Raw genomic sequence first — 18,627 nt, 5'->3', positions numbered from 1 at the left:
ATCGTTCTCCTTCCGGAAGTGCAGGGTTTTAGTACGGTGTACGAATACGGTATCGTACGATGTACGAAACTGGAAGAGCTGGGAGGAGGGTCATGAACGACGCAGGCGCGCTCGGAAGGGAGCGATCGAGGCTGACCCGCGAGAAGGTTCTGCAAACGGCCTTGGCATTGGCGGACCGGGACGGCATCGCGGCCCTGTCGATACGGTCCCTCGCCGTGAGCATGGGCACGAAGCCGATGTCCCTCTACTACTACGTGGCCAACAAGGACGAGATCCTTGACGGCCTCGTGGACCTCGTCTTCGCCGAGATCGATACCCCGCAGGCTGGAGGGGCCTGGCAGGAACAAATGCGCCGCCGCGCCCACTCGGTGCGCAAGGTGCTGCGCCGTCATCCCTGGGCGATCGGACTGCTGGAATCCCGGAAGGCTCCAGGCCCGGCGACCCTGAAACACCATGAGGCGACTCTCGCGACGCTGCGCGCCGCGGGGTTTACGGTCGAACAAACCGCCCGGGCCTATTCGCTCCTGGACAGCTACATCTACGGGTTCGCCCTCCAAGAGGCCGCGCTGCCTATAGCAGGCAATGGACCCATGGCGGAGGTGGCGGCTCCCATCATGGAACGGTTCGCCACCGGGGAATACCCGCACATGGTCGAGATCGCCACGCAAGTGGTCATGCAGCCCGGCTACGACTACGGGAACGAATTCGCCTACGGGCTTGAACTGATTCTCAACGCCTTGCAGCCGGTGCCGGCGGACTAGCTGCGAATGCTGCACATCGGCCGGGCGATGGTTTCCGGACGCATCGCCGGGCGCAACGTGGCGCAGGCTCCGAGCCTGCAGGACCTTGCGGTCGCGGAAGAGGTCGCCGTTGGCTGACGGCGACCCCCGTTAGTCAGCGAGGATGTGGTAGAGCGCGCGGCGGGTTTCATCGATCTTTTCCATCGCGGCCGTGCGTTGTTCCTCCGTTGCCGAGAAGCGGAACTGGTGGATGACGCCCATCAGTTTGCCCACGCTCTGATGAAACGCCGGGCCGGATCCCTGGGGGTCCGTGTTCCAGGCGTTTTCCAGCTCTTCGGCGTGCTCGGTCACGTAGGCCTTGCCCGCGTCGGTGAGCGTGAACTCCGTGCGGCGGCCGTCGCCGACAGGCGCGATGAGTTCCTCATCTACGAGCTGCTGGAGCGTGGGGTACACGGAGCCCGGGCTCGGCCGCCAGGCACCGGATGTCCTTTCGGCGATGGTCTTGATCAGGCCGTAGCCGTTGGACGGTGCTTCGGCCAGGAGGGACAGAATCGCCGAGCGGACGTCGCCCCTGTTGGCCCGGCGTGGGCCGCCCGGGCCAAATCCTGGACCGAAGCCCGGGCCGAAACCGGGCCCAAATCCGCGGCCTCCGCCGAAGCCGCCGTGTCCGTGGGGTCCGCGGCGACCCCGGCCGCGGCCGAACCGTCCCAGGGCGGGTCCGCCCTCTGTGAATTTATCGTCGTGAATGCCTTTCATAACGGCATCGTCCTTCCGGATTGATTGCGTTGCTCTGATGATCACCGATCCTTCGGCGATACTTAACGATGTATCGGTGAGTATCGGCGGTCAAGGGTCTTGTGAACCCGCCTGCGCGACGCCGGTGCGCGGGCGTACGGTCGGTTCCTGGCGTGGACGGTCCGCCGCACGGCGTGGTCCTGTCGCTGTGCAGTCAAAAGTAATAGTCAATTTTCCGAACCGCGGCCGAATTTACAACCACCCTTCCGAGTTCTGTGCACCGGAAGTTCTACAAGACGCGCCTTTTGTCGACTTGGCGTGAGGCTTCGAGGGCAAAGTCTGGTGCCGGGATCAACAAATTAATTTGTTTCCCGCAAATCCAGAGGTAACTTATGCCGGCTCTCTTCGTTACATTATTGGTGGCGGCGTGAAACGCTTCCGATTCGGGTCTACCCGCGAACCGAGCCCGGACGCAACGGCTGTGACACGGCCCATGAGCCGCCAAGGAGCGGAGATGAGGCCCGACGCGCCGCGGACGCCGCTGCGGCATCGCGCACTTCTCACGCTTTTATGGTTGTCTTTTTCGGAAACTGGCATAAAAAATATAAGTGTGTATGGTATTGGGTACACGCAAGCACAGAAAGGTGTGATTCTGTTGTCCGGTAAGTCGCCTAAGAGCGGTAGTGCCAAAAAAACGGGAAAGACGATTCTCGAAAAGCGGGCCGAAAAAAAGGCTAGAAGCGAATCCAGCGATAGCCTGTTCGCAAAGCCGCGCAAAAACCAGCGCTAAACAAGCCGCGGGCGGCCAGATGCGAGACTCCTAGCCCCGTCGGCCGCCCGCACCCCTTCTGCAGCACCATTCCTGACGCACCACTCCTGACGTGCACCCCTGGAACCGCGAGCCCTTCGTTTCAGTCACAAGGATAAGAACCATGAACACCAGCTACAACGCTTTGATCGTTCCGGCCCGACTCACTCAACGCGTGCGCATCGAATGCGTGGACACCGCGGTGCTCAGCCTGCAGGAACTGGTGGCCGGGAACATCGAGTCCATCTCCGGCAGGAACTGGCATGCCTATCTGAACGACGAGGGATACCGCCTGCCGCAGAATGACCGGGCCGAGGTCCTTCTCCGCGAGGCAGGCGTCGCTCTGGATGACACCGTCAACGGCACGGCGGTGTTCCTTGGCCATGGGCCCCGGGGGGAAGAAGCCCACGCTCCCGTCCACCTCATCCGGCTGGCCGAACAGCTTTTCGATCTGCCGCTGGCAGCCTAAGACCAAGGGCGGACCTGGCCGTTAAATCCACCGTGTGACCTGCGGCAATGCCTCACCGGCCACAGGGTTTCGCCGGGCTAATATGGAGCCAACCAGTCGAATGTCGTGCTGCCACGGCCTTGTCCCGAGCGCAGCGTGAACAGGAATCACCAGCGCAAAGCGCTGTCGCACCGGACCGGCGGCCAAGCGCGCAGGCGCGGGACCGCCGTCGGGCTCGATCGGCAGGTTTCGAACGGCTGAGTTAAAGGGATTGGGTTGGCAGATGAGCACTGGGGCAGCAGCGCGGAACAACGTTCACGTGTACGGGCCGGAAGACGGCCCGGTCCTGGTGTTCGCGCACGGCTTCGGCACCGACCAGAGCATGTGGGTAAGGATCCTGCCCTGGTTCACGGACCGTTACCGCGTGGTCCTGCTGGACCACGTCGGCTCCGGCGGGTCAGACCAGTCAGCCTATGATTCGGCCGCCTACTCCAGCCTGGACACCTACGTCGATGACCTGATGGACGTCTGCGCCGAACTCGGCCTGGAAGGCGCCACCCTCATCGGCCACAGCGTCGGAGCCATGATGGCCGTCAGCGCCGCCGTCCGGGATGACGGCCGCCGCTTCGGCCGCCTGATCCTGCTGACCGCGTCCCCCAGCTACCTGGACCACCCCGAGGACGGCTACGTGGGCGGGTTCAGCCGGGAGGACCTCGACGACGTCTTCGAATCCCTGGACGCCAACTACGTCGTCTGGGCCGAGTCGATGGCCCCGGTCTACATGAATACGCCGCACGCGCCCGAACTCGAGCATGAAATCCAAGGTAGCTTCGGCCGGATCAGCCCCCGCGTTGCCCGCGACTTCGCCCGGGTCGCCTTCCTGTCCGACGTGCGGCACCTGCTCGCCGACGTCACCCTCCCCGTGCTGGTCCTGCAAAGCACCGACGACGTCGTCACGCCGGACCATGTGGGCACCTACCTGCACGAGGAGCTCCCGGCTGGCACGCTGGTCCGGCTCGCGGCCACCGGCCACTTCCCGCAAAGTAGCGCGCCGGAGGAAACCGCCACCGTCATCCTCGAATTCCTTAAGCAGCCGTGAGCCAGGCGGCCACCGAAGCCCTCGACTACGGGCAACTCTTCCACCGGGCGCCGGCAGGCTACATTGTGGCCGGCACCGATGGCACCATCCTGGCCGCGAACGCCACGATTTGCGCCTGGACCGGGGCCGACGCCGGGGCCCTCGACGGCGCGCGCGTGCTGGACCTCATGCCGGCCGGCGATCGGCTGATGTTCCGCACCCACGCCGGGCCGAAGCTGGAACGCGACGGCCACCTCGCCGAACTCTCGCTCGAATTGCTGGGGCCGGACGGCCAGCGGCAGCCGGTGCTGCTCTCGATTACCCGCACCCTGGACGGCCCGGAGCCGCGGGACCTGATGATCTTCTTCGCCGCCCCCGAGCGGCGTCGTTACGAGCGCGAACTGGCCGGCGCCTACCGGAAGCTCGAGGACGCCGAGGCGGAGCGCACGGTGCTGCTGCAGGAAGCGCGCCACCGGGCACTGCATGATCCGTTGACCGGACTGCCAAACCGGCGGCAGCTGCAAGCGAGCCTGCTGGCCGCGCTCGCCCGCGCCGCTGGACAGCGGCACCGGGTGGGCCTGCTGTTCTGCGACGTCAACAACTTCAAGCAGGTGAACGACACCCTGGGCCACGCGGCCGGGGACGAAGTCCTGGAGCACGTAGCGCGGATGCTGGCCGCGGCGGTGCGCGGCGACGACCTGGTGGCGCGGTACAGCGGGGACGAATTCGTGGTCCTGATCCCATGGCTGGCGCACTCGGAGGAGCTGGAGGCGGTGGCCGGCCGGGTCCGGGACTGCCTTGCCGGTGCTGTCACCGTCGCTGAGGCCGAACTGCGGCTGGGCATGTCCGTGGGCCTGGCGGAGACGGCCGTGCCGGCCGATGCCGAGGCGGACGACTATCCGGAATTGGCCAAGGCCCTGCTGTTTGCCGCCGACCAGGACATGTACCGGGTGAAGTCCGAAATGCACGGCGCCCCGTTGGCCGGCCTGTGCTGACCCGCTTCCGCTGACCCTCCGCTGATCTTCCGGAAACGCGACGACGACGGCGGGAAGCTCCCGCCGTCGTCGTGGTGTTGCTGGTGACCGTGCTGCTAAGCGGAGGCCGAATCCAGGTTGGCCGCGCCCTGGTTCAGGCTGAGCGTAAAGGTGTTGGCGCCGGTGGCGTGGACCGCGATGTTGGACTTCGCGGTGTTGTGCCGGACCGAAAGGTCGTGGACCAGGGCGTCAAGCTCGTGGTGCATCGTGGAGTGGTCCCAGAGCTTGTGGGTGACAGTGTGGGCAGATTCAAACGTCATTGTTTAGTGTTCCTTCGTCATTCCGGGGTGTCCGGCAGGGGGCGTCGATGCCCTTCCTGCCTTTTTATGATGCACAGCGTCGCGGGGGGTGCTCAAGCCAGATGGCGAATATTGCGGGTGAGACTCATCACAGCCGCCCCCGGCGGCACCCGGACTCAGACGTCGATGGTGACGACGGCACGCCCCCGGTGAGCGTCCACACGGGCTCCGGCCATGGCTCAGGCCGGCGGCCGGAAGGGGTCCTGGATCGGGCCGTACCGGGCGCGCAAGGGCACCGCGGCTTCGATCAGAATGTCACGCAGCCAGTCCTTGAACGGGTCCTCGGCGAGCCATGGGTTCCAGACCATGTCGATCCCGAGGGTCTGGATCGGGAACGGGAACTCCTCCATCCGCAGGTCGAAGCGGCCCTCGAAGGCCAGTCCCACCTGATACCGGTGCACCGCAACGCCGCCGGCCTGGGCGATCAGGTGCGGGATGAACAGGTAGTCGGACACCCGCTGCCGGATCGTGTACGGCACCTTGCGTTCGTCCAGGATCTCGTAGGGCCGCATGCGTTCCGGGGACGCGTCCAGGACCACGTGGGGCACGGTCTCCAGTAGCTCCAGCGCAGTGGCCTCGCGTGGCGAGTCCCAGGAGGTGACCACCGCCCAGCGGTCGTCGTAGAGGCGCTCACGCGGGTACGGGGCGGCAAAGGTTTCGGGAAGCAGCAGGACGTCCGCCGCGTCCTCCGCGAACACGCCGACAGTCGCCGACGACGTGGTGCGCAGCCGCAGGATCGTGTTGGGCGCTCGCTCCGCCAGCAGCCGGGTGATGTTGCTGCCAATGACAAAGGCGGTGCTGTTGGTCATCGCCACCGTGATCAAGCGGCCGTCGCTGGCCGGGTCAAAAGGGGCGGCATTGACCAGCCTGGCCGCCTGCGTGAGCGTCTGACGCAACGCGGGCATCAGTTCGGCCGCCCGCGGCGTCAGGACCATTCCGCGGCCCTGCCGGACCAAAAGTTCGTCGCCGAGCAGACGCCGCATCCGCGTCAGCGCGTGGCTCATGGCCGGCTGCGACAGGCCGATCTTGCCGGCAGCGTGGGTTACGGACTGCTCTTCCAACAGCGCCAGCAGCGGCACCAGCAGGTTCAGGTCCACTGAGGCCAGTCGGGCCAGCTCGCCGTCGGTCTCGGAACTCCCCGGCGTCGTTGCCATTGCACCCCTCATCTGTCGCTCGCCGACCAGTCGGCGCTGGGCCCATTCTATTGGTTCATTCACACTGTGCATGCCAAGGATAAGAAGTATTCATTTGTCGACAGTCCCGGCGACTGGGACACTCGAAACACCGCCGGTTGTGACCGGCACCACTGTTTTTCAAAGGAGAAAGCCATGAAGATCGTCCTCGACCGACCGCGCTGCGAAGGCCACGGCCTGTGCGAGGAAGTCGCCCCGCAGTTGATGCACCTGGACGGCGAGGGCGAACTGGTGCTGGACATCGAGACGGTGGACGTGGCCCTCCTTGACCCGGCGAAGGCCGCGGTCCGCGTCTGCCCCGTTGCCGCGCTTCGGCTGGCCTGACCATGGGACTGAAACGCATCGTCGTCGTCGGGAATGGCATCGCCGGACTTACCGCGAGCGACTCGCTGCGGGCAGCCGGCTTCGATGGCGAACTGACCGTGGTGGGCGATGAGCACCACGCGCCGTACAGCCGGCCCGCCCTGTCGAAGGCCGCGCTGCTGGACTCCGGTGACATGACCTCCCATCAGCTACCCGCCGCCACCCACGAGGCCCACGAGATCCTGGGCGTGGCTGCGGCGCGGCTCGATGCCGAGAAGAAGGTGTTGCACCTCGACGACGGCACCGGCCTTCCGTTCGACGGCCTGGTCATCGCCACCGGCTCCCGGGCCCGCCGCCTCAGCATGGCCGAACACCCGGGGAACCACGACGGCGAGCTCACCCTCCGCACCCTCGAGGATGCGCTGGCGCTGCGCCGCCGGCTCGCGAATCAGCCGTCCGTCGTCGTTATCGGCGGGGGAGCTCTGGGGATGGAGATCGCCTCCGGCTGCCTTTCCGTGGGCTGCGGCGTGACCCTCGTGTCGCAGGCCCGCCCCCTGACCAAACAGCTGGGGCCCTACCTGTCCGGTGTCTTCCTGGCCGCTGCTGTCGGCCACGGACTCAAGCTCGCGCCGTCCCCCGCGGTCGAACTGCGCAGCCCCGGCCGGGGTGTGGCCGCCGCGCCGACGGTGGTGGCACTCGCCGATGGGTCCCGCATCGAAGCCGAACTGGTGATCAGCGCTGTCGGGGATATCCCCAACACCGAGTGGCTGGCCTCCAGCGGACTCCTGACCGGCGGCCGGCTCGAAGTGGACTCCCGCGGGCGGGTCCGGCCGGACATCATCGCCGCCGGAGACGTGGCAGTGTTCCCGACGGCCCGGGGCATCCAGCGGGTTCCGCTGTGGACCAGCGCCATCGAGCAGAGCAAGACCGCGGCGCTGGCACTGCTGGGCGGTGACGGCGCCCCGGCGCTCGACTTCAAGCCTTACTTCTGGACCGAGCAGTTCGGTCTCGGCCTCAAGGCGAGCGGGTTCCTGCCCCTGGCCGGCGCCCCCGATTACCTCGACGGCGATCCGCAGGACGGGCCCTCCCTCATGCGCTGGTCCCATGCCGACGGGAGCGGCACGGCCGTCGCCATCAACAAGCGGATCCCCATTCCCAAGCTGCGGCGCCTGAGCGAAGCCGCCCCCGAGGTCGCATCGCCCGCCGCGTAAGGCCGCCACTGACGGGCGGCGGCCGGGTCAGGCCCGGTGTCCGCCCAGCCGGCTCACCATGGCGGGGTCGCGGTGGTCGAAGAAGACGCTGGCGCCCGTGTCCAGGGTGGCGATCTGGTTCATCTGCTCGTCGGTGAGGGTGAAGTCGAAGACGGCCAGGTTCTCTGCCATCCGCTCGGGACGTACGGATTTGGGGATGACGACCACTTCGCGCTGGATGAGCCAGCGGAGCACCACCTGCGCCACCGACTTGCCGTGGGCTTCGGCGATGGCACTGAGGACCGGATCGGTGAACAGGTTGTTCCTGCCTTCGGCGAGCGGGCCCCAGGATTCGATCTGCACGCCCCGTTCGCGCATCAGTGCCTGGTCGGCGGCGCGCTGGAAGAAGGGGTGGGTCTCGATCTGGTTCACGGCCGGCACGATCTCGTTGTGGTCGATGAGGTCGACCAGCCGGTCCGGGTAGAAGTTGGACACGCCGATGGCGCGGGCCAGGCCTTCCTTGTTGATGTCCTGCATGGCCCGCCACTCGCTGTAGTAGTCGCCGAGCGGCTGGTGGATCAGGTACAGGTCGAGGTAGTCCATCCCGAGCCGGCGGAGCGAGTCGGCAAAGGCACGCTTGGTGTCGTCCTGGACGCTGCCGGCCGGGGCGTGCTGGATCCACAGCTTGGTGGTGACGAAGAGTTCCCCGCGGGGGAGGCCGCTGGACTTGATCGCGGCACCCACCGCCTCCTCGTTGCCATACGCGGCCGCCGTGTCCAGGTGGCGGTATCCCGCGGCGAGGGCCGCTTCCGCGGCGGCTTGGGTTTCCTCGGCGGGGATCTGGTAGACGCCGAAGCCAAGGATCGGCATCTGGACGCCGTTGTTCAAGGTCACGTGGTGCATGGGGTTCCTTCCGACGAAGCTTTAGTTTCCGATTGCCGTGCTGAGGCTGAGGTCGCGCCACCGGTCCAGGTCCGCGCGTTCGGCCTGGGCGACGGCGCCGAAGGCATTGAAGGCGTCCTCACCGAGAACCAGCAGGGCCGGCGGGTCCGCGCTTTCGGCGACCGCCAGGATGGCCTCCGCGGCTTTGGCCGGATCGCCCTGCTGCGTGCCGTGGACGGTGTCGTTCTCCTTGCGGCGTTTCCCGGCCGTCTCCGCATAGTCCCCGATCGCCGTCGCCGATTGGGTTAGCGAGCGGCCGGCGAAGTCGGTCCGGAACGCGCCGGGCTCAATGACCGTGACGTGGATGCCGAGCGGCTGGAGTTCGTTTCGGAGCGATCCGGAAATGCCTTCCAGGGCAGCCTTGGTGGCGGAGTAGTAGCCGGAACCCGCCGCCTTGATGCGCGCTCCGATGGAGGAGATGTTCAGGATGGACCCCGCCTTCCTGGCACGCATGTCCGGGAGGACGGCCTTGATCATGTCGACGGCGCCGAAAACGTTGGTGTCGAACAACCGTCGGATGTCGGCGTCGTCAGCTTCCTCCACCGCGGCGCGGTAGCCGTAGCCGGCGTTGTTCACCAGAACATCGACGCCGCCAAAGCGTGTCCGGGCCTGCTGCACTGCCGAGCTGATCTGTTCCCGGTCGGTGACGTCGAGGGGGAGGGCCAGCGCGGTATCGGGGAAGGCGGCCGCGATGTCCTGCAGCGTGCTGACGTTTCGTGCGGTGATAACGGCGTTGTGGCCGTGTGCCAGTACTGCCTGGGCAAGCGCCCGGCCGAGTCCGGTGGAGCATCCTGTGATCAGCCATGTTGCCATGAGGGCTTCCTTTCGCGTGATGCCCGTGGGTGGGCTTGGTACCCATCCAACACGAGAAGAGCCCCGGCCGGGAGGGCCTGCGGTAGAGGTATTCGCAGAACCAGGAGCACGGCGCCGCGTGAGCCGGGTGGCGGCGCCTTACCCCTCTCCCGCCGTCCACTAGGCTGGCAGCATGACCAGCCCCGGTGACCTTGCCGCCACCCTGATAGGCGTCGGGCTGCTGCTGGCGCTGACCCTCGGAGTGCTGGCACTCTACCGGGTGCCCCGGCGCTTCGCCCCCGCCTGGGCCATCCTTCGGGGGACTGTGCAGCTGGCCGCCATCAGCCTGATCCTCAGCGGCATCATCACCAACCCGCTCTGGGTGGCCGTCGCCTTGCTGGTGATGTTCACCGTCGCCGCGGCCACAGCCGGCCGGCGCCTTGGCAAGGACTGGCAGAGCTATGGACAAGTCAGCGCGGCGATGGCGACGGGCGTCCTAGTGACGCTGACGATCGTCTTTGCCACCGGGGCCGTGGAACTGACCCCCCGCTACGCCCTGGCGCTCGGCGGAATCGTCATCGGCAACGCGATGAGCATTGCCACGCTCGCCGGCCGGCACTTCAACGAAACGGTCGACGCCCGGTGGGATGAGGTGGAGGGGTGGCTGGCGCTGGGAGCAACGCCCCGGCAATCCACCACCGAACTGGCGCGCTCTGCCGTTCGTTCAGCGCTGATCCCGTCCACGGACCAGACCAGGACGACGGGATTGGTCACCCTGCCGGGCGCCTTCGTGGGTGCGATTTTTGGTGGAATCTCGCCGATCGCCGCCGGCCTGTTCCAGATTGTGGTGCTGGCGTCCATCATGGCGGCCGGTTCAATTACCGCAGTCGTTGTGGTCGGCTTCCTGGCGCCGGTGCGCACCCGCCCCGTTCCGCTGGGTTAGCTTCGACGTCGGCCGTATACAGGGGCGCGGTTTCGGCGGCAGTCCGTGCCTTGTCCAACTCCTCCGCGGGTAAAGGACGCGAGATCAGGTAGCCCTGCGCCGTGTCGCAGCCCAGTTCGCGCAGCACGGCCAGCTGGGCTTCCCGTTCAACTCCCTCGGCGGTCGTCTTCAGGCCGAGGGCCTTGGCCGGGGTGATGACCCCGGCGACGAGAATGGCGGAGGTCGGGTCAGTGTCAATGGCGTCGATAAAGGACTTGTCGAGCTTCAGCCCGGTGAGTGGCAGGTCGCGCAGCATCGCCAGGGACGAATACGCGGTGCCGTAGTCGTCCAGGGCCACCCCTATTCCCGAGCCAATCAGGGCCCGGAGCTGCTCCGTGGCGGCGTGGAGGTCCACGATCGCGGCGGTCTCGGTGATCTCGATGTTCAACAACGACGCCGGTACGCCATGCCTCCGCAGGGCTGCCTGGAGATCCTCAATCAGGCTTCCTGCCGCCAGTTGTAGCGACGAAATGTTAACCGAAACGGCCCGCGGGATACCCGCGTCCGCCCATAGCCGGGCTTGGGCGCAGGCTTCGTCCATGACCCATCGTCCGATCGCATGGATATCGCCGGTGTGTTCGGCCACCCGGATAAACTCGTCTGGCGAAACCGTCCCGAGTTCAGCGTCGTGCCACCGCAGAAGGGCCTCCACCCCGGGGCAGGCGCCGGTGGCGATGTCCATCAGGGGTTGGTAGTGCAGGCTGAAGCCATCGCTGGAAAGGGCATAGGGGAGTCGACGGCGGATGAGGGCCTGGCGGGCGAACCGGGTAACCGGCCGGAAGGGATCAATGCGGCCCAAACGGTCCTTTCCCTCAAGCTTGGCCTGCAGCATGGCGGCGTCGGCCTGGCGGATCAGGTGCTCCAACCGTTCAGCCGGGTCCGCTGAATCGACGTCGGATGACATGGCCAGGCCGAGGGTGGCCGTCAGCCGGAACTCATGCCCTTCGTGGATGAACGGGTCTTCGAGCGACCGCAGGACCCGGTAGGCAATCGACCGGGCCATGGGTTCGTCGACCTCGACCAGCAGCAGGGCAAATTCGTCACCGCCCAGCCTGGCCACCAGATCAGACCCCCGGGTACAGGCCTCGAGGCGGGCCGCAAACGAGCCCAGCGCCGCGTCCCCGGCCCGGTGCCCAAAGGTGTCGTTGGCGATTTTGAAATCATCCAGATCCACGTACAGCAGGCCCGCCGGGAGTGAGCCCGGGCCGCCCATCAGCGACGGACCGCGCTCCTCGAGCTGTCTTCTGTTCGCCAGCCCGGTCAGCGGGTCGTGCAGTGCGGCGTGGCGGAACACATCGGACAGGCCCTCGAAGACCTCGGACACGGGAACGATGCGCGGGCCGTTGGCTGCGAGCACCAGCAGATCCTGGTACCGGTTCGCCTCGGGCCGGTTCAGCACCGCGGCCGACGCGGCGTGAAGATCCAGGGACGGGTGCAAAACGGATCCGTGCAACGGCAACAAGGCGGCCGCGTACCCCCGGGCGTTGAGGGCCCTGCCGTAGCCCAGCCGTCCCGTCATCTCGTGATCAAGCTGGTCCCGGGTCAGCAGGGACAACGATCCGTCCACGTCAATAGCAATGCCCCGCAGCGTGCGGTCTTCACGAAAGAGCGCCTCAATTTCACGGGCAGGGGTCTTTCCGGGCACAACGAGGGCGCCTTGACCTAGGTCGCCGAGGGTGGGCGCCGAGGCGCGCGGAGGCCGGCGGGATTTACCGGAATCAGTGGTCACCGCTTCTGGATACCCGAGAAATGTAAACAGATCATGAATTCGGGGCCATTGTTGCGGACTGCCGCGGGTCAGGCGCTGGGCAGTGCGACAAATTTCTGGCCGCTGTCCCTCAGCGCGCCCAGCGAACGCACAAGGCCCGGCGTGGTGCCGCCGGACGGGTGGTTGCCGTGGATGATGACGATGTCTCCTGACCGTGCCCGGGAGACCTCGTTGACGACCGTGGCTGCCGGAAAGGTGGCGCCGCCGTCGCCGTTGATGCTAAACCCGGTTGGAACCAGCCCCAATGCGCGGACAATCTCGGCCGAGACCTCGTCCAGGTGGGCGGTGCCGGGCCTGAAGTAGTGGGCGCGCTGGCCGGTCAACTCGGTTAGGCGGGCGTCGTTGGTCATGATTTCGTCGAACACCTCACCCGGGTTTCTGGTGCCCGGGATGCCGTATGCGCTCTTGCCGCTGACGGAAAGCGCGGCATGCGAAGTGCCGTGGTTGCCGAGTTCGAAGAGCGGGTCGCCAGCCAACTCCTTGGCCAAGGACTGGTTGGCTGCGATCCATCTCGAATTCAGGAACAAAGTGGCCGGGACGTGTTGCTGCCGCAGCAGCGTCAGCAACGCCAGATCGGCGGAATTTCCGCTGGAGCCGCCGCAAAAATCAATGGTCAAGGCCACGCCCGCCGCCCCTGGTGGCAGCCGGGTCAGCACGCCGGGGGCCTCGGTGCCCCAGTAATTGGCTTTGCGGCCGGCGTAGGTACTCGTGATTTTGTCCCGGGTCGGCACCGGCTGTGGCTGTACGGGCTGTGGCTGTGCGGCGTGACCCACCGGTAGCGCTGCGGCAGGTTCCGGGGCAGGCGGGGCATCCGCTGGCGATGCCGTCATCCGCTGGTCGGCGGAACAGCCGGACAGTGCCGCGACGGCCGCAACCATAAGGAACGACCGCCGGTCGGGTGTCCACACCACAGCTAAGTTCCGATCTTTCCGATTGCCGATGACCCGGCCCGGCGGCCGTGAGCCCACCGTCTATACGTTGACAATGATACGAGTTCGCGGGCAGGCAGGTGCGCCCTCTGCGGGCCGTTTGAGGAAGTTTTTCCCAGCATTCGCCGACGCGCTAAGCGCAGTTCACGGCGTGTTGACTCCCGCTGTATCAATCGGTGCTGATGACCGGGCTGCCTAGCCGGACAGGCGCGCCTTGGCGGCATGCTCAACGAGAATCGGTACGAAGTCCCGGATCCGGCCTTCGTTCAGTGACTCGTGTTCTTCCCGCACAGCAGCTTCGATGCTCGAGCGCGGGGCCTCCGGAAATCGTTCCGCCAGCCGGTCGACCACTGTCCCGATCGCCTTCAACTCCTCGTCCCTGTTCACTAGTCCAGTGTCGCGTCGGTCGCCCGCGCCGGTCAAGGTCTCGCGCTAGTCCCGCCGACCGGCATGCCGTCCGGCTACACGGAAACGCCACCCGGCGGCTGGCCGGGTGGCGTTTCTTGGAGTGCTGCCGTACTGACGGTGACAGCCCGCCGTTCGGTCGGCGCTTAGTTCCCGGAGTTGCTGCCGCCTCGGTGGTCGGATCTGTCGTTATTGTCGCTGCCGTCCTGGTTATCCCCGGCGTTGGTGATGGAGGCGACGGCGCCGGTTTGTTCGTTGAGCAGGACCTTGTCGGTGCGTTGCTTGTTGAAGTTGAACATGGCGGTCAGCGGGCCCGCTGAGGCGTCGGCGGAGGCGTCGCCGATCTGGCCGGTGTGCCAGTTGTCCTCGATGAAGCGCAGGACCGAGGCCTGGTCCGTCTCGGTGTGGTCCACGAAGTTCTTCTTCGCGTAGGGGGAGATGACCACCAGCGGCTGGCGCGGGCCGGGGCCACAGCGGTCGGCGTAGCCGCCGGCCATCGGCACTCCGCTGGCGGCGGCGCTCTGGCACCAGGCGGCGTCGTCGGCGCTGTTGGAGGAGTTCTTCACCTTCGCGGCGGCGTGGTCGTACCAGCCGTCCGAGTCGTCGTAGGCGAGGACGACGGCGGTGTTTTCCCAGTTCTTGGACTTCTGGATCTGGTTGACCGTGGCGGTGATGAACTTCTGCTCATCGATCGGGTCGGAGTAGGCGGCGTGCCCGTCCTGGGACATGCCCGCCTTCAGGAAGGAGACGGACGGCATGTTGTCCGAGTTGACCACCTTGTTGAAGTCGGTCAGGTCGTATTGGTGGTTCGCCTGGCCGTTGTGGCCGATCTCCGCGTCCGAGGCCGGGGCGAGGTGGTGCGGGTTGGCCGTGGACTTGTAGTACTGGAACGGCTGGTGGTGCGGGGAGTAGTCCACCACGGAGGCGCCGGCGGCGTTGGTGTGGCTGGACAGGCACGACGCCGGGGCGGTGCCGGTCGCGGCGGTGGTGGGAGCAAACCCGCCCTGGAACCAGCCCCACGAGGTGCCCTTGGCGTTGAGCAGGTCGCCGATGTTCTTGCCGTTCATGCCGGCCAGGTTGTTGGTCTTGGCGTGGCTGCTGTTCGAGCAGTCGTCGTAGACCGGGTCCGGGTCGTTGATGACCGTGCCGACGCCGGTGGCGTCCGGCTGGCGGACGGTGTAGCTGCCGGCCGAGGGGGTGGCCACGGGCTGGCCGGCGGCGGTGAACTCGGTGGCGCCGTGGGTCTGGCCGGAGACCAGGTTCAGTGCACCCGGGGTGGAGGGGCCAAAGACGGTGCTGTAGTGGTTGTCGCTCATGGCGTAGTTCTGGGCGTAGTTCCAGATGCCGGTGACCGTGTTGCCGTCGTAGTAATCCATGGTCAGCCCGTTGCGGCCGTACTGGTTGGCGCCGCAGGCGTCCCGGCTGGTGAATTCGACGAACTTGTTCATCAGGCCGCCGTTGTAAGCCTCCTGCTCGGCGCCGTAGTTGTGGTCCTGGTCGCAGGTGACCGCCTGCTGCGGCGTGAGCCGGGAGGGCTGGACCGAGTTGGGGTTGTTCGGTGCCAGCAGGCCGGCGGAGGCCAGCGTGTCGATCTTCTTGGGCGTGTTCTTCGCCGCCGTGAACGTCGCGGCTTTGGTGCCCGACCCCTGCTGGGTTTCGCCGGGAATGTTCGCGGCCTTCGGGTAGGTGGCGAAGTAGTGGTCGAAGGAGACGTTCTCCTGGAAGATGACGACGACGTGCTGGATCGGCGTCGCCGTGCCGTGGTGGTCATCGCCGCCGGCTGAGGCGGGGGAGGCGCCGAAGCCGAACAGGCCTGCGGTCAGCGCCGAGGCGCCAAGGGCTACCGCCCCCGTGGCGGCGGCGACGCGCTGCCGGGTGAGGCGTTGAGCTGGATGAGACATGGGGTATCCAATCGTTCCGATGCGGGGTGGCGCTGATGCCAGCCGGAGGTGTTCGGTGTGTGGTCGCCAGGGAGGGCCGGAGGCCGCCGTTTCGCGGTCGGTCCTCGTCGGACAGCCCTACTTGGCCGGGGCTACGGTGGCTTCGTAGGTGAGGATTTCGGTGCCGTTGCCTTCGTCGCCGTTGTCGGGCGCCACCTTCATGGTGAGGTGGTCGCCGTCGGCGGTCATTTTGAAGGGGTTGCGGGTGGCCACATGCCCGGCGGTGGACCACTGCTGGAACGGAACGTCGCGGGTCACGGTGTGGGACTTTAGGTCCATCATGGCCATGCCGCCGAGTTCATAGGTGGCACCGGTTCCGCCGGCGGCAGGGGTTTGCGGGAGGTTGGTGATGCCGCCGCAGAGCATCTTGGACTTGGGCACGTATTGGCAGTCCTGGTAATCGATGAAGAAGTTCGGGTTCGCCCAGGTGGAGAGCTGCTTGCCCTGAAGATCCCATTCCGCAAAGCGGCGCGAACCCCAGGTGTTGCCGACCAGGTGGCCGGTCTGCTTGTCCAGCACGATGCCGCCGAAGTGGTCCGGAACTTCGAACTGCTTGTGCACGTTGAGGGTGTTCGCGTCGACGCGGTAGATGATGGCGCTACTGTTTGGCCGGTACTGGGCCACTGGAACCCAGACGTTGGTGCCGTCGAAGTCGATGCCGCCCGGGTGGTACATGTCGCCCTCGCCCAGGATGATGTCCTTTTGGAGCTTGCCGGCCTTGTCCATGACAAACAGGTGGCCGATGCCCTTGCCCGGCGTCCGGTCAAAGCCGTTCTGCGGGGAAGGGAACTTGGTGGTCGGTTCAAGGATCTGGACGGCCGAGAGGAAGATGTGGTCTTGGCTGTAAGCGATCCCTTCCGTGTGGAAGGTCGGAAAGTTCAGCTTCAGCTTCGACGTCTGCTGCCAGGTCGTGTTCCGGTCAAGGCGGTTGAACGCGTCCGCCAGGGTGGTGTCCGGGTCGCTGTGGCTAGCGGAACCGGCGTGTGAGTCCTGGTGTTGGACATTGCTGTTGGCGGCCTGCGCGGCGGCAGTTCCGCCGATCACGGACGCGGCCAGGGCGAGAGTTGTGACGGCCGTAAGGATGCCTCGGGTGCGAGTAGCGCTCATGGGGGGAGCCTCTTAAAGGGGTTGGATCTCTGCGGGACTCCCCTAAATTACTCTTTGGTCATTAACCCCTCATGGAGGGCTGATGAACAGTAGGCTGATAGACAGCAGACTGACGAACAGCTGAGGGCGGCAGCTTCCTAGGCTGCCGCCCGGGGCAGCTCCGAGCGCCTACTTGGCCGCCGGCGTCTGCAGTTGCGCCGCCGTGAGTTTCATCCACGGCGAGTCCGGAGCACCGTCGAGGGAGGCCTGCGGGCTGTTGGACTGCGTCCACCATTTGGCTTCGAAGGCATAGCCGTCGAACAGGATCCGGGAGCCGCGCAGGTAGGCCGCGGTCGGCGACCAGTCCGGATAGGTGCCGGCGGCGATGGTGGCTTGCGGGCTGGGTCGGTCACCGGGCAGCACGGGGCCGATGAGCTTCCACGGGACGGTTGCGCCCTGGTCCACGGGGTTGTCCGGGCTCGCGCCCTGCGTCCACCACTTGGCCTCGTAGACGTTGCCATGCCACACTGCGCGGTCGCCGGCGACAAAACGTGCTGTTTCCTTCCACACCGGATAGGGGCTCGTGGCCGGATCATCCGTTGCGGTCGGAGCGGGGGAGGCGGCTGTGGAGGCGGCCGGGGCGGGAGCCTGGGCGGCCCTGGTGGGTATGACGTCGGCGCCCAGGACAGTGGAGAACAAGGCGTCGCCCTGCTGGATGCCGCTGCAGCTGTCCGAGACCTTCGCGACGTCCGGGTAGTTGCTTCCACAGGTCCGGTCCCGGTTGAGGGACCACATGGAGACCCGGCCGACGCCCTTGGACTTGGCGTACCCGTTCAGGGAGGCGGCGTCGTCGAGCGTGAAGATTTCCCCGGCAATGTCGTTCTGCCCGATCATCGGGGTGATGCCGAGTTTGCGCCAAGCGGTGTCGGACCCGAGGTCCGCACCGTTCTCGCGATAGATCGACTGCAGTTGCGTGTGCGCCGCATCGGCCGCCGAGGCGGAAGCCTGGAACATGGTTTGGGTGGCCGGCTTACTGCCGCCAAAGTCCATGGTCATGATGTTGACCCCGGCAAGTTCGACGCCGGAGCGCAGCGTCCGCAGGACCAGGTCCCGCCCCGCCTGCGTCAGTCCAGCCGGATCCGCCGGCAGGGTCAGCCACACGTCGAGGTTCTTGCCGCTGTTCTTGCGATCCTGCTGGAGAGCGGCCACCGCGCCGGCGCGCCGGTCAATGGAGGCGGTGTCCGCGAGGGCGGTCCCCTCGATGTCGAGGTCGATCGAGCGGAGGTCGTAGCGCTCAACGACTTCGCGGTAGGCGCTGGTGAGCTTGGATTGGTCCGTGCAGCCCACGGCCAGTTCGCTGTTGGTCAGGCCGCCGAAGGAGACGGATACGGTGCCGCCGATCTGGCGCAACCTGGCGATCCGCCGATCCAGGTCCAACGCCGATTCGGCCTCGGCAAGGCCATACACTGTGCCCCAGGAGGGCGTGCAGGCGTTCTTGAGGTCGGAAACAATAAAGGACAGGACCGCTCCTTTAGCCTCCGCACTGTTCGGGGATTCAAAGGCGAAGCGGGGCGTGGCGGTCACGTCGACGTAGCCGGAAAAGACCGACGGAATTGACGACGCCGCATTAGCGTCCTGAAATGAGCGCAGCCCCAGATACGACCCGCCGGTCAGACCGAGCAGGACAATTACCAGAATTCCGAGCCGCAATTTAGAGAGGCGGCGCCCGGGAAAGCGGTTCGACACAGATATACCCCAATACTTGTCAGAGAACTTGCTCCAACCCCTCCACGCGGATTCGCGGCCAAATAAATTACCTGCCGAATACGCGAGAGCGCCGGAGGACAACTTTTTGGGGTCGTGCGCTTATTATAAGGGCAGACCGCGTTCCGGCTGTACCGGAGGGCGGTCCGCGGTGTGTCCGCTGGGGGTACACATGATGTGGATGGGGAAAT

General features: G+C 66.3%; 19 protein-coding genes. 8 read left to right on the top strand and 11 right to left on the bottom strand.

Annotated features, from left to right (window positions below; genetic code table 11):
- Positions 1-92 precede the first annotated feature (92 nt).
- Positions 93-761: a TetR/AcrR family transcriptional regulator gene (locus tag AC1DGI_RS09835; RefSeq protein WP_441399509.1), complete on the top strand. Its 669-nt coding sequence runs from the start codon at positions 93-95 to the stop codon at positions 759-761.
- 129 nt (positions 762-890) lie between these two features.
- Here the strand turns inward: AC1DGI_RS09835 and AC1DGI_RS09830 are convergent, their stop codons facing one another.
- Positions 891-1,496, bottom strand: a complete 606-nt coding sequence (locus AC1DGI_RS09830; protein ID WP_441399507.1) for a PadR family transcriptional regulator — start codon at positions 1,494-1,496, stop codon at positions 891-893.
- A 493-nt stretch (positions 1,497-1,989) separates the two neighbouring features.
- Here AC1DGI_RS09830 and AC1DGI_RS09825 point away from each other — a divergent pair, with 493 nt between their 5' ends.
- The 4 genes from AC1DGI_RS09825 (at position 1,990) to AC1DGI_RS09810 (ending at position 4,804) form a co-directional block, all read left to right on the top strand.
- A complete protein-coding gene (locus AC1DGI_RS09825) occupies positions 1,990-2,265 on the top strand; it encodes a hypothetical protein (RefSeq protein WP_476898653.1) in 276 nt (91 codons plus the stop codon).
- Between the two features lie 142 nt (positions 2,266-2,407).
- Positions 2,408-2,752: a DUF3846 domain-containing protein gene (locus AC1DGI_RS09820; RefSeq protein WP_441399505.1), complete on the top strand. Its 345-nt coding sequence runs from the start codon at positions 2,408-2,410 to the stop codon at positions 2,750-2,752.
- A gap of 262 nt (positions 2,753-3,014) precedes the next feature.
- Positions 3,015-3,830 carry an alpha/beta fold hydrolase gene (locus AC1DGI_RS09815; protein WP_476898652.1) on the top strand — a complete coding sequence of 272 codons (816 nt, stop codon included), beginning with the start codon at positions 3,015-3,017 and terminating at the stop codon, positions 3,828-3,830.
- Positions 3,827-4,804, top strand: coding sequence for a diguanylate cyclase (locus AC1DGI_RS09810; protein ID WP_476898651.1), 978 nt, complete (start codon positions 3,827-3,829; stop codon positions 4,802-4,804). Before AC1DGI_RS09815 ends, AC1DGI_RS09810 begins: the two co-directional genes overlap by 4 nt.
- 95 nt (positions 4,805-4,899) lie before the next feature.
- Here the strand turns inward: AC1DGI_RS09810 and AC1DGI_RS09805 are convergent, their stop codons facing one another.
- On the bottom strand, positions 4,900-5,103 hold the full coding sequence (locus AC1DGI_RS09805; RefSeq protein ID WP_476898650.1) for a hypothetical protein: 204 nt from the start codon (positions 5,101-5,103) through the stop codon (positions 4,900-4,902).
- Positions 5,104-5,321: 218 nt separating this feature from the next.
- Positions 5,322-6,296: a LysR family transcriptional regulator gene (locus tag AC1DGI_RS09800; protein ID WP_476898649.1), complete on the bottom strand. Its 975-nt coding sequence runs from the start codon at positions 6,294-6,296 to the stop codon at positions 5,322-5,324.
- 174 nt (positions 6,297-6,470) lie between these two features.
- On the opposite strand from AC1DGI_RS09800, the gene AC1DGI_RS09795 reads away from it, so the two are divergent.
- Complete coding sequence (locus tag AC1DGI_RS09795) at positions 6,471-6,659, top strand: ferredoxin (RefSeq protein ID WP_441399498.1); 189 nt, start codon at positions 6,471-6,473, stop codon at positions 6,657-6,659.
- Positions 6,660-6,661: 2 nt separating this feature from the next.
- The gene (locus AC1DGI_RS09790) at positions 6,662-7,849 is read left to right on the top strand and encodes an NAD(P)/FAD-dependent oxidoreductase (RefSeq protein ID WP_476898648.1); all 1,188 of its coding nucleotides are present in this window, start codon (positions 6,662-6,664) and stop codon (positions 7,847-7,849) included.
- A 27-nt stretch (positions 7,850-7,876) separates the two neighbouring features.
- Here the strand turns inward: AC1DGI_RS09790 and AC1DGI_RS09785 are convergent, their stop codons facing one another.
- A complete protein-coding gene (locus AC1DGI_RS09785; protein WP_476898647.1) occupies positions 7,877-8,731 on the bottom strand; it encodes an aldo/keto reductase in 855 nt (284 codons plus the stop codon).
- Between the two features lie 21 nt (positions 8,732-8,752).
- Complete coding sequence (locus tag AC1DGI_RS09780) at positions 8,753-9,583, bottom strand: oxidoreductase (RefSeq protein ID WP_476898646.1); 831 nt, start codon at positions 9,581-9,583, stop codon at positions 8,753-8,755.
- Positions 9,584-9,755: 172 nt separating this feature from the next.
- On the opposite strand from AC1DGI_RS09780, the gene AC1DGI_RS09775 reads away from it, so the two are divergent.
- Positions 9,756-10,505, top strand: a complete 750-nt coding sequence (locus tag AC1DGI_RS09775) for an ABC transporter permease (RefSeq protein ID WP_476898645.1) — start codon at positions 9,756-9,758, stop codon at positions 10,503-10,505.
- On the opposite strand, the gene AC1DGI_RS09770 is transcribed toward AC1DGI_RS09775, so the two are convergent.
- The 6 genes from AC1DGI_RS09770 to AC1DGI_RS09745 form a co-directional block, all read right to left on the bottom strand.
- The gene (locus tag AC1DGI_RS09770) at positions 10,441-12,273 is read right to left on the bottom strand and encodes a putative bifunctional diguanylate cyclase/phosphodiesterase (RefSeq protein WP_476898644.1); all 1,833 of its coding nucleotides are present in this window, start codon (positions 12,271-12,273) and stop codon (positions 10,441-10,443) included. The genes AC1DGI_RS09775 and AC1DGI_RS09770 overlap by 65 nt on opposite strands.
- A 68-nt stretch (positions 12,274-12,341) precedes the next feature.
- Complete coding sequence (locus AC1DGI_RS09765) at positions 12,342-13,043, bottom strand: polysaccharide deacetylase family protein (protein ID WP_476898643.1); 702 nt, start codon at positions 13,041-13,043, stop codon at positions 12,342-12,344.
- 393 nt (positions 13,044-13,436) lie between these two features.
- Positions 13,437-13,628, bottom strand: a complete 192-nt coding sequence (locus tag AC1DGI_RS09760) for a three-helix bundle dimerization domain-containing protein (protein ID WP_441399487.1) — start codon at positions 13,626-13,628, stop codon at positions 13,437-13,439.
- A gap of 164 nt (positions 13,629-13,792) precedes the next feature.
- Entirely contained in the window at positions 13,793-15,547 is a 1,755-nt protein-coding gene (locus AC1DGI_RS09755; RefSeq protein WP_476898642.1) for a phospholipase C, read from the bottom strand.
- Between the two features lie 117 nt (positions 15,548-15,664).
- Entirely contained in the window at positions 15,665-16,693 is a 1,029-nt protein-coding gene (locus tag AC1DGI_RS09750; protein ID WP_476898641.1) for a DUF6454 family protein, read from the bottom strand.
- A gap of 168 nt (positions 16,694-16,861) precedes the next feature.
- Entirely contained in the window at positions 16,862-18,382 is a 1,521-nt protein-coding gene (locus tag AC1DGI_RS09745) for a chitinase (protein WP_476898640.1), read from the bottom strand.
- Between the last annotated feature and the right edge of the window lie 245 nt (positions 18,383-18,627).

It is taken from the genome of Arthrobacter sp. 05N428_2, from assembly GCF_056397065.1.
The sequence above is the reverse complement of the archived record's forward strand: the minus strand, read 5'-3'. Positions and strand labels throughout refer to the sequence as shown.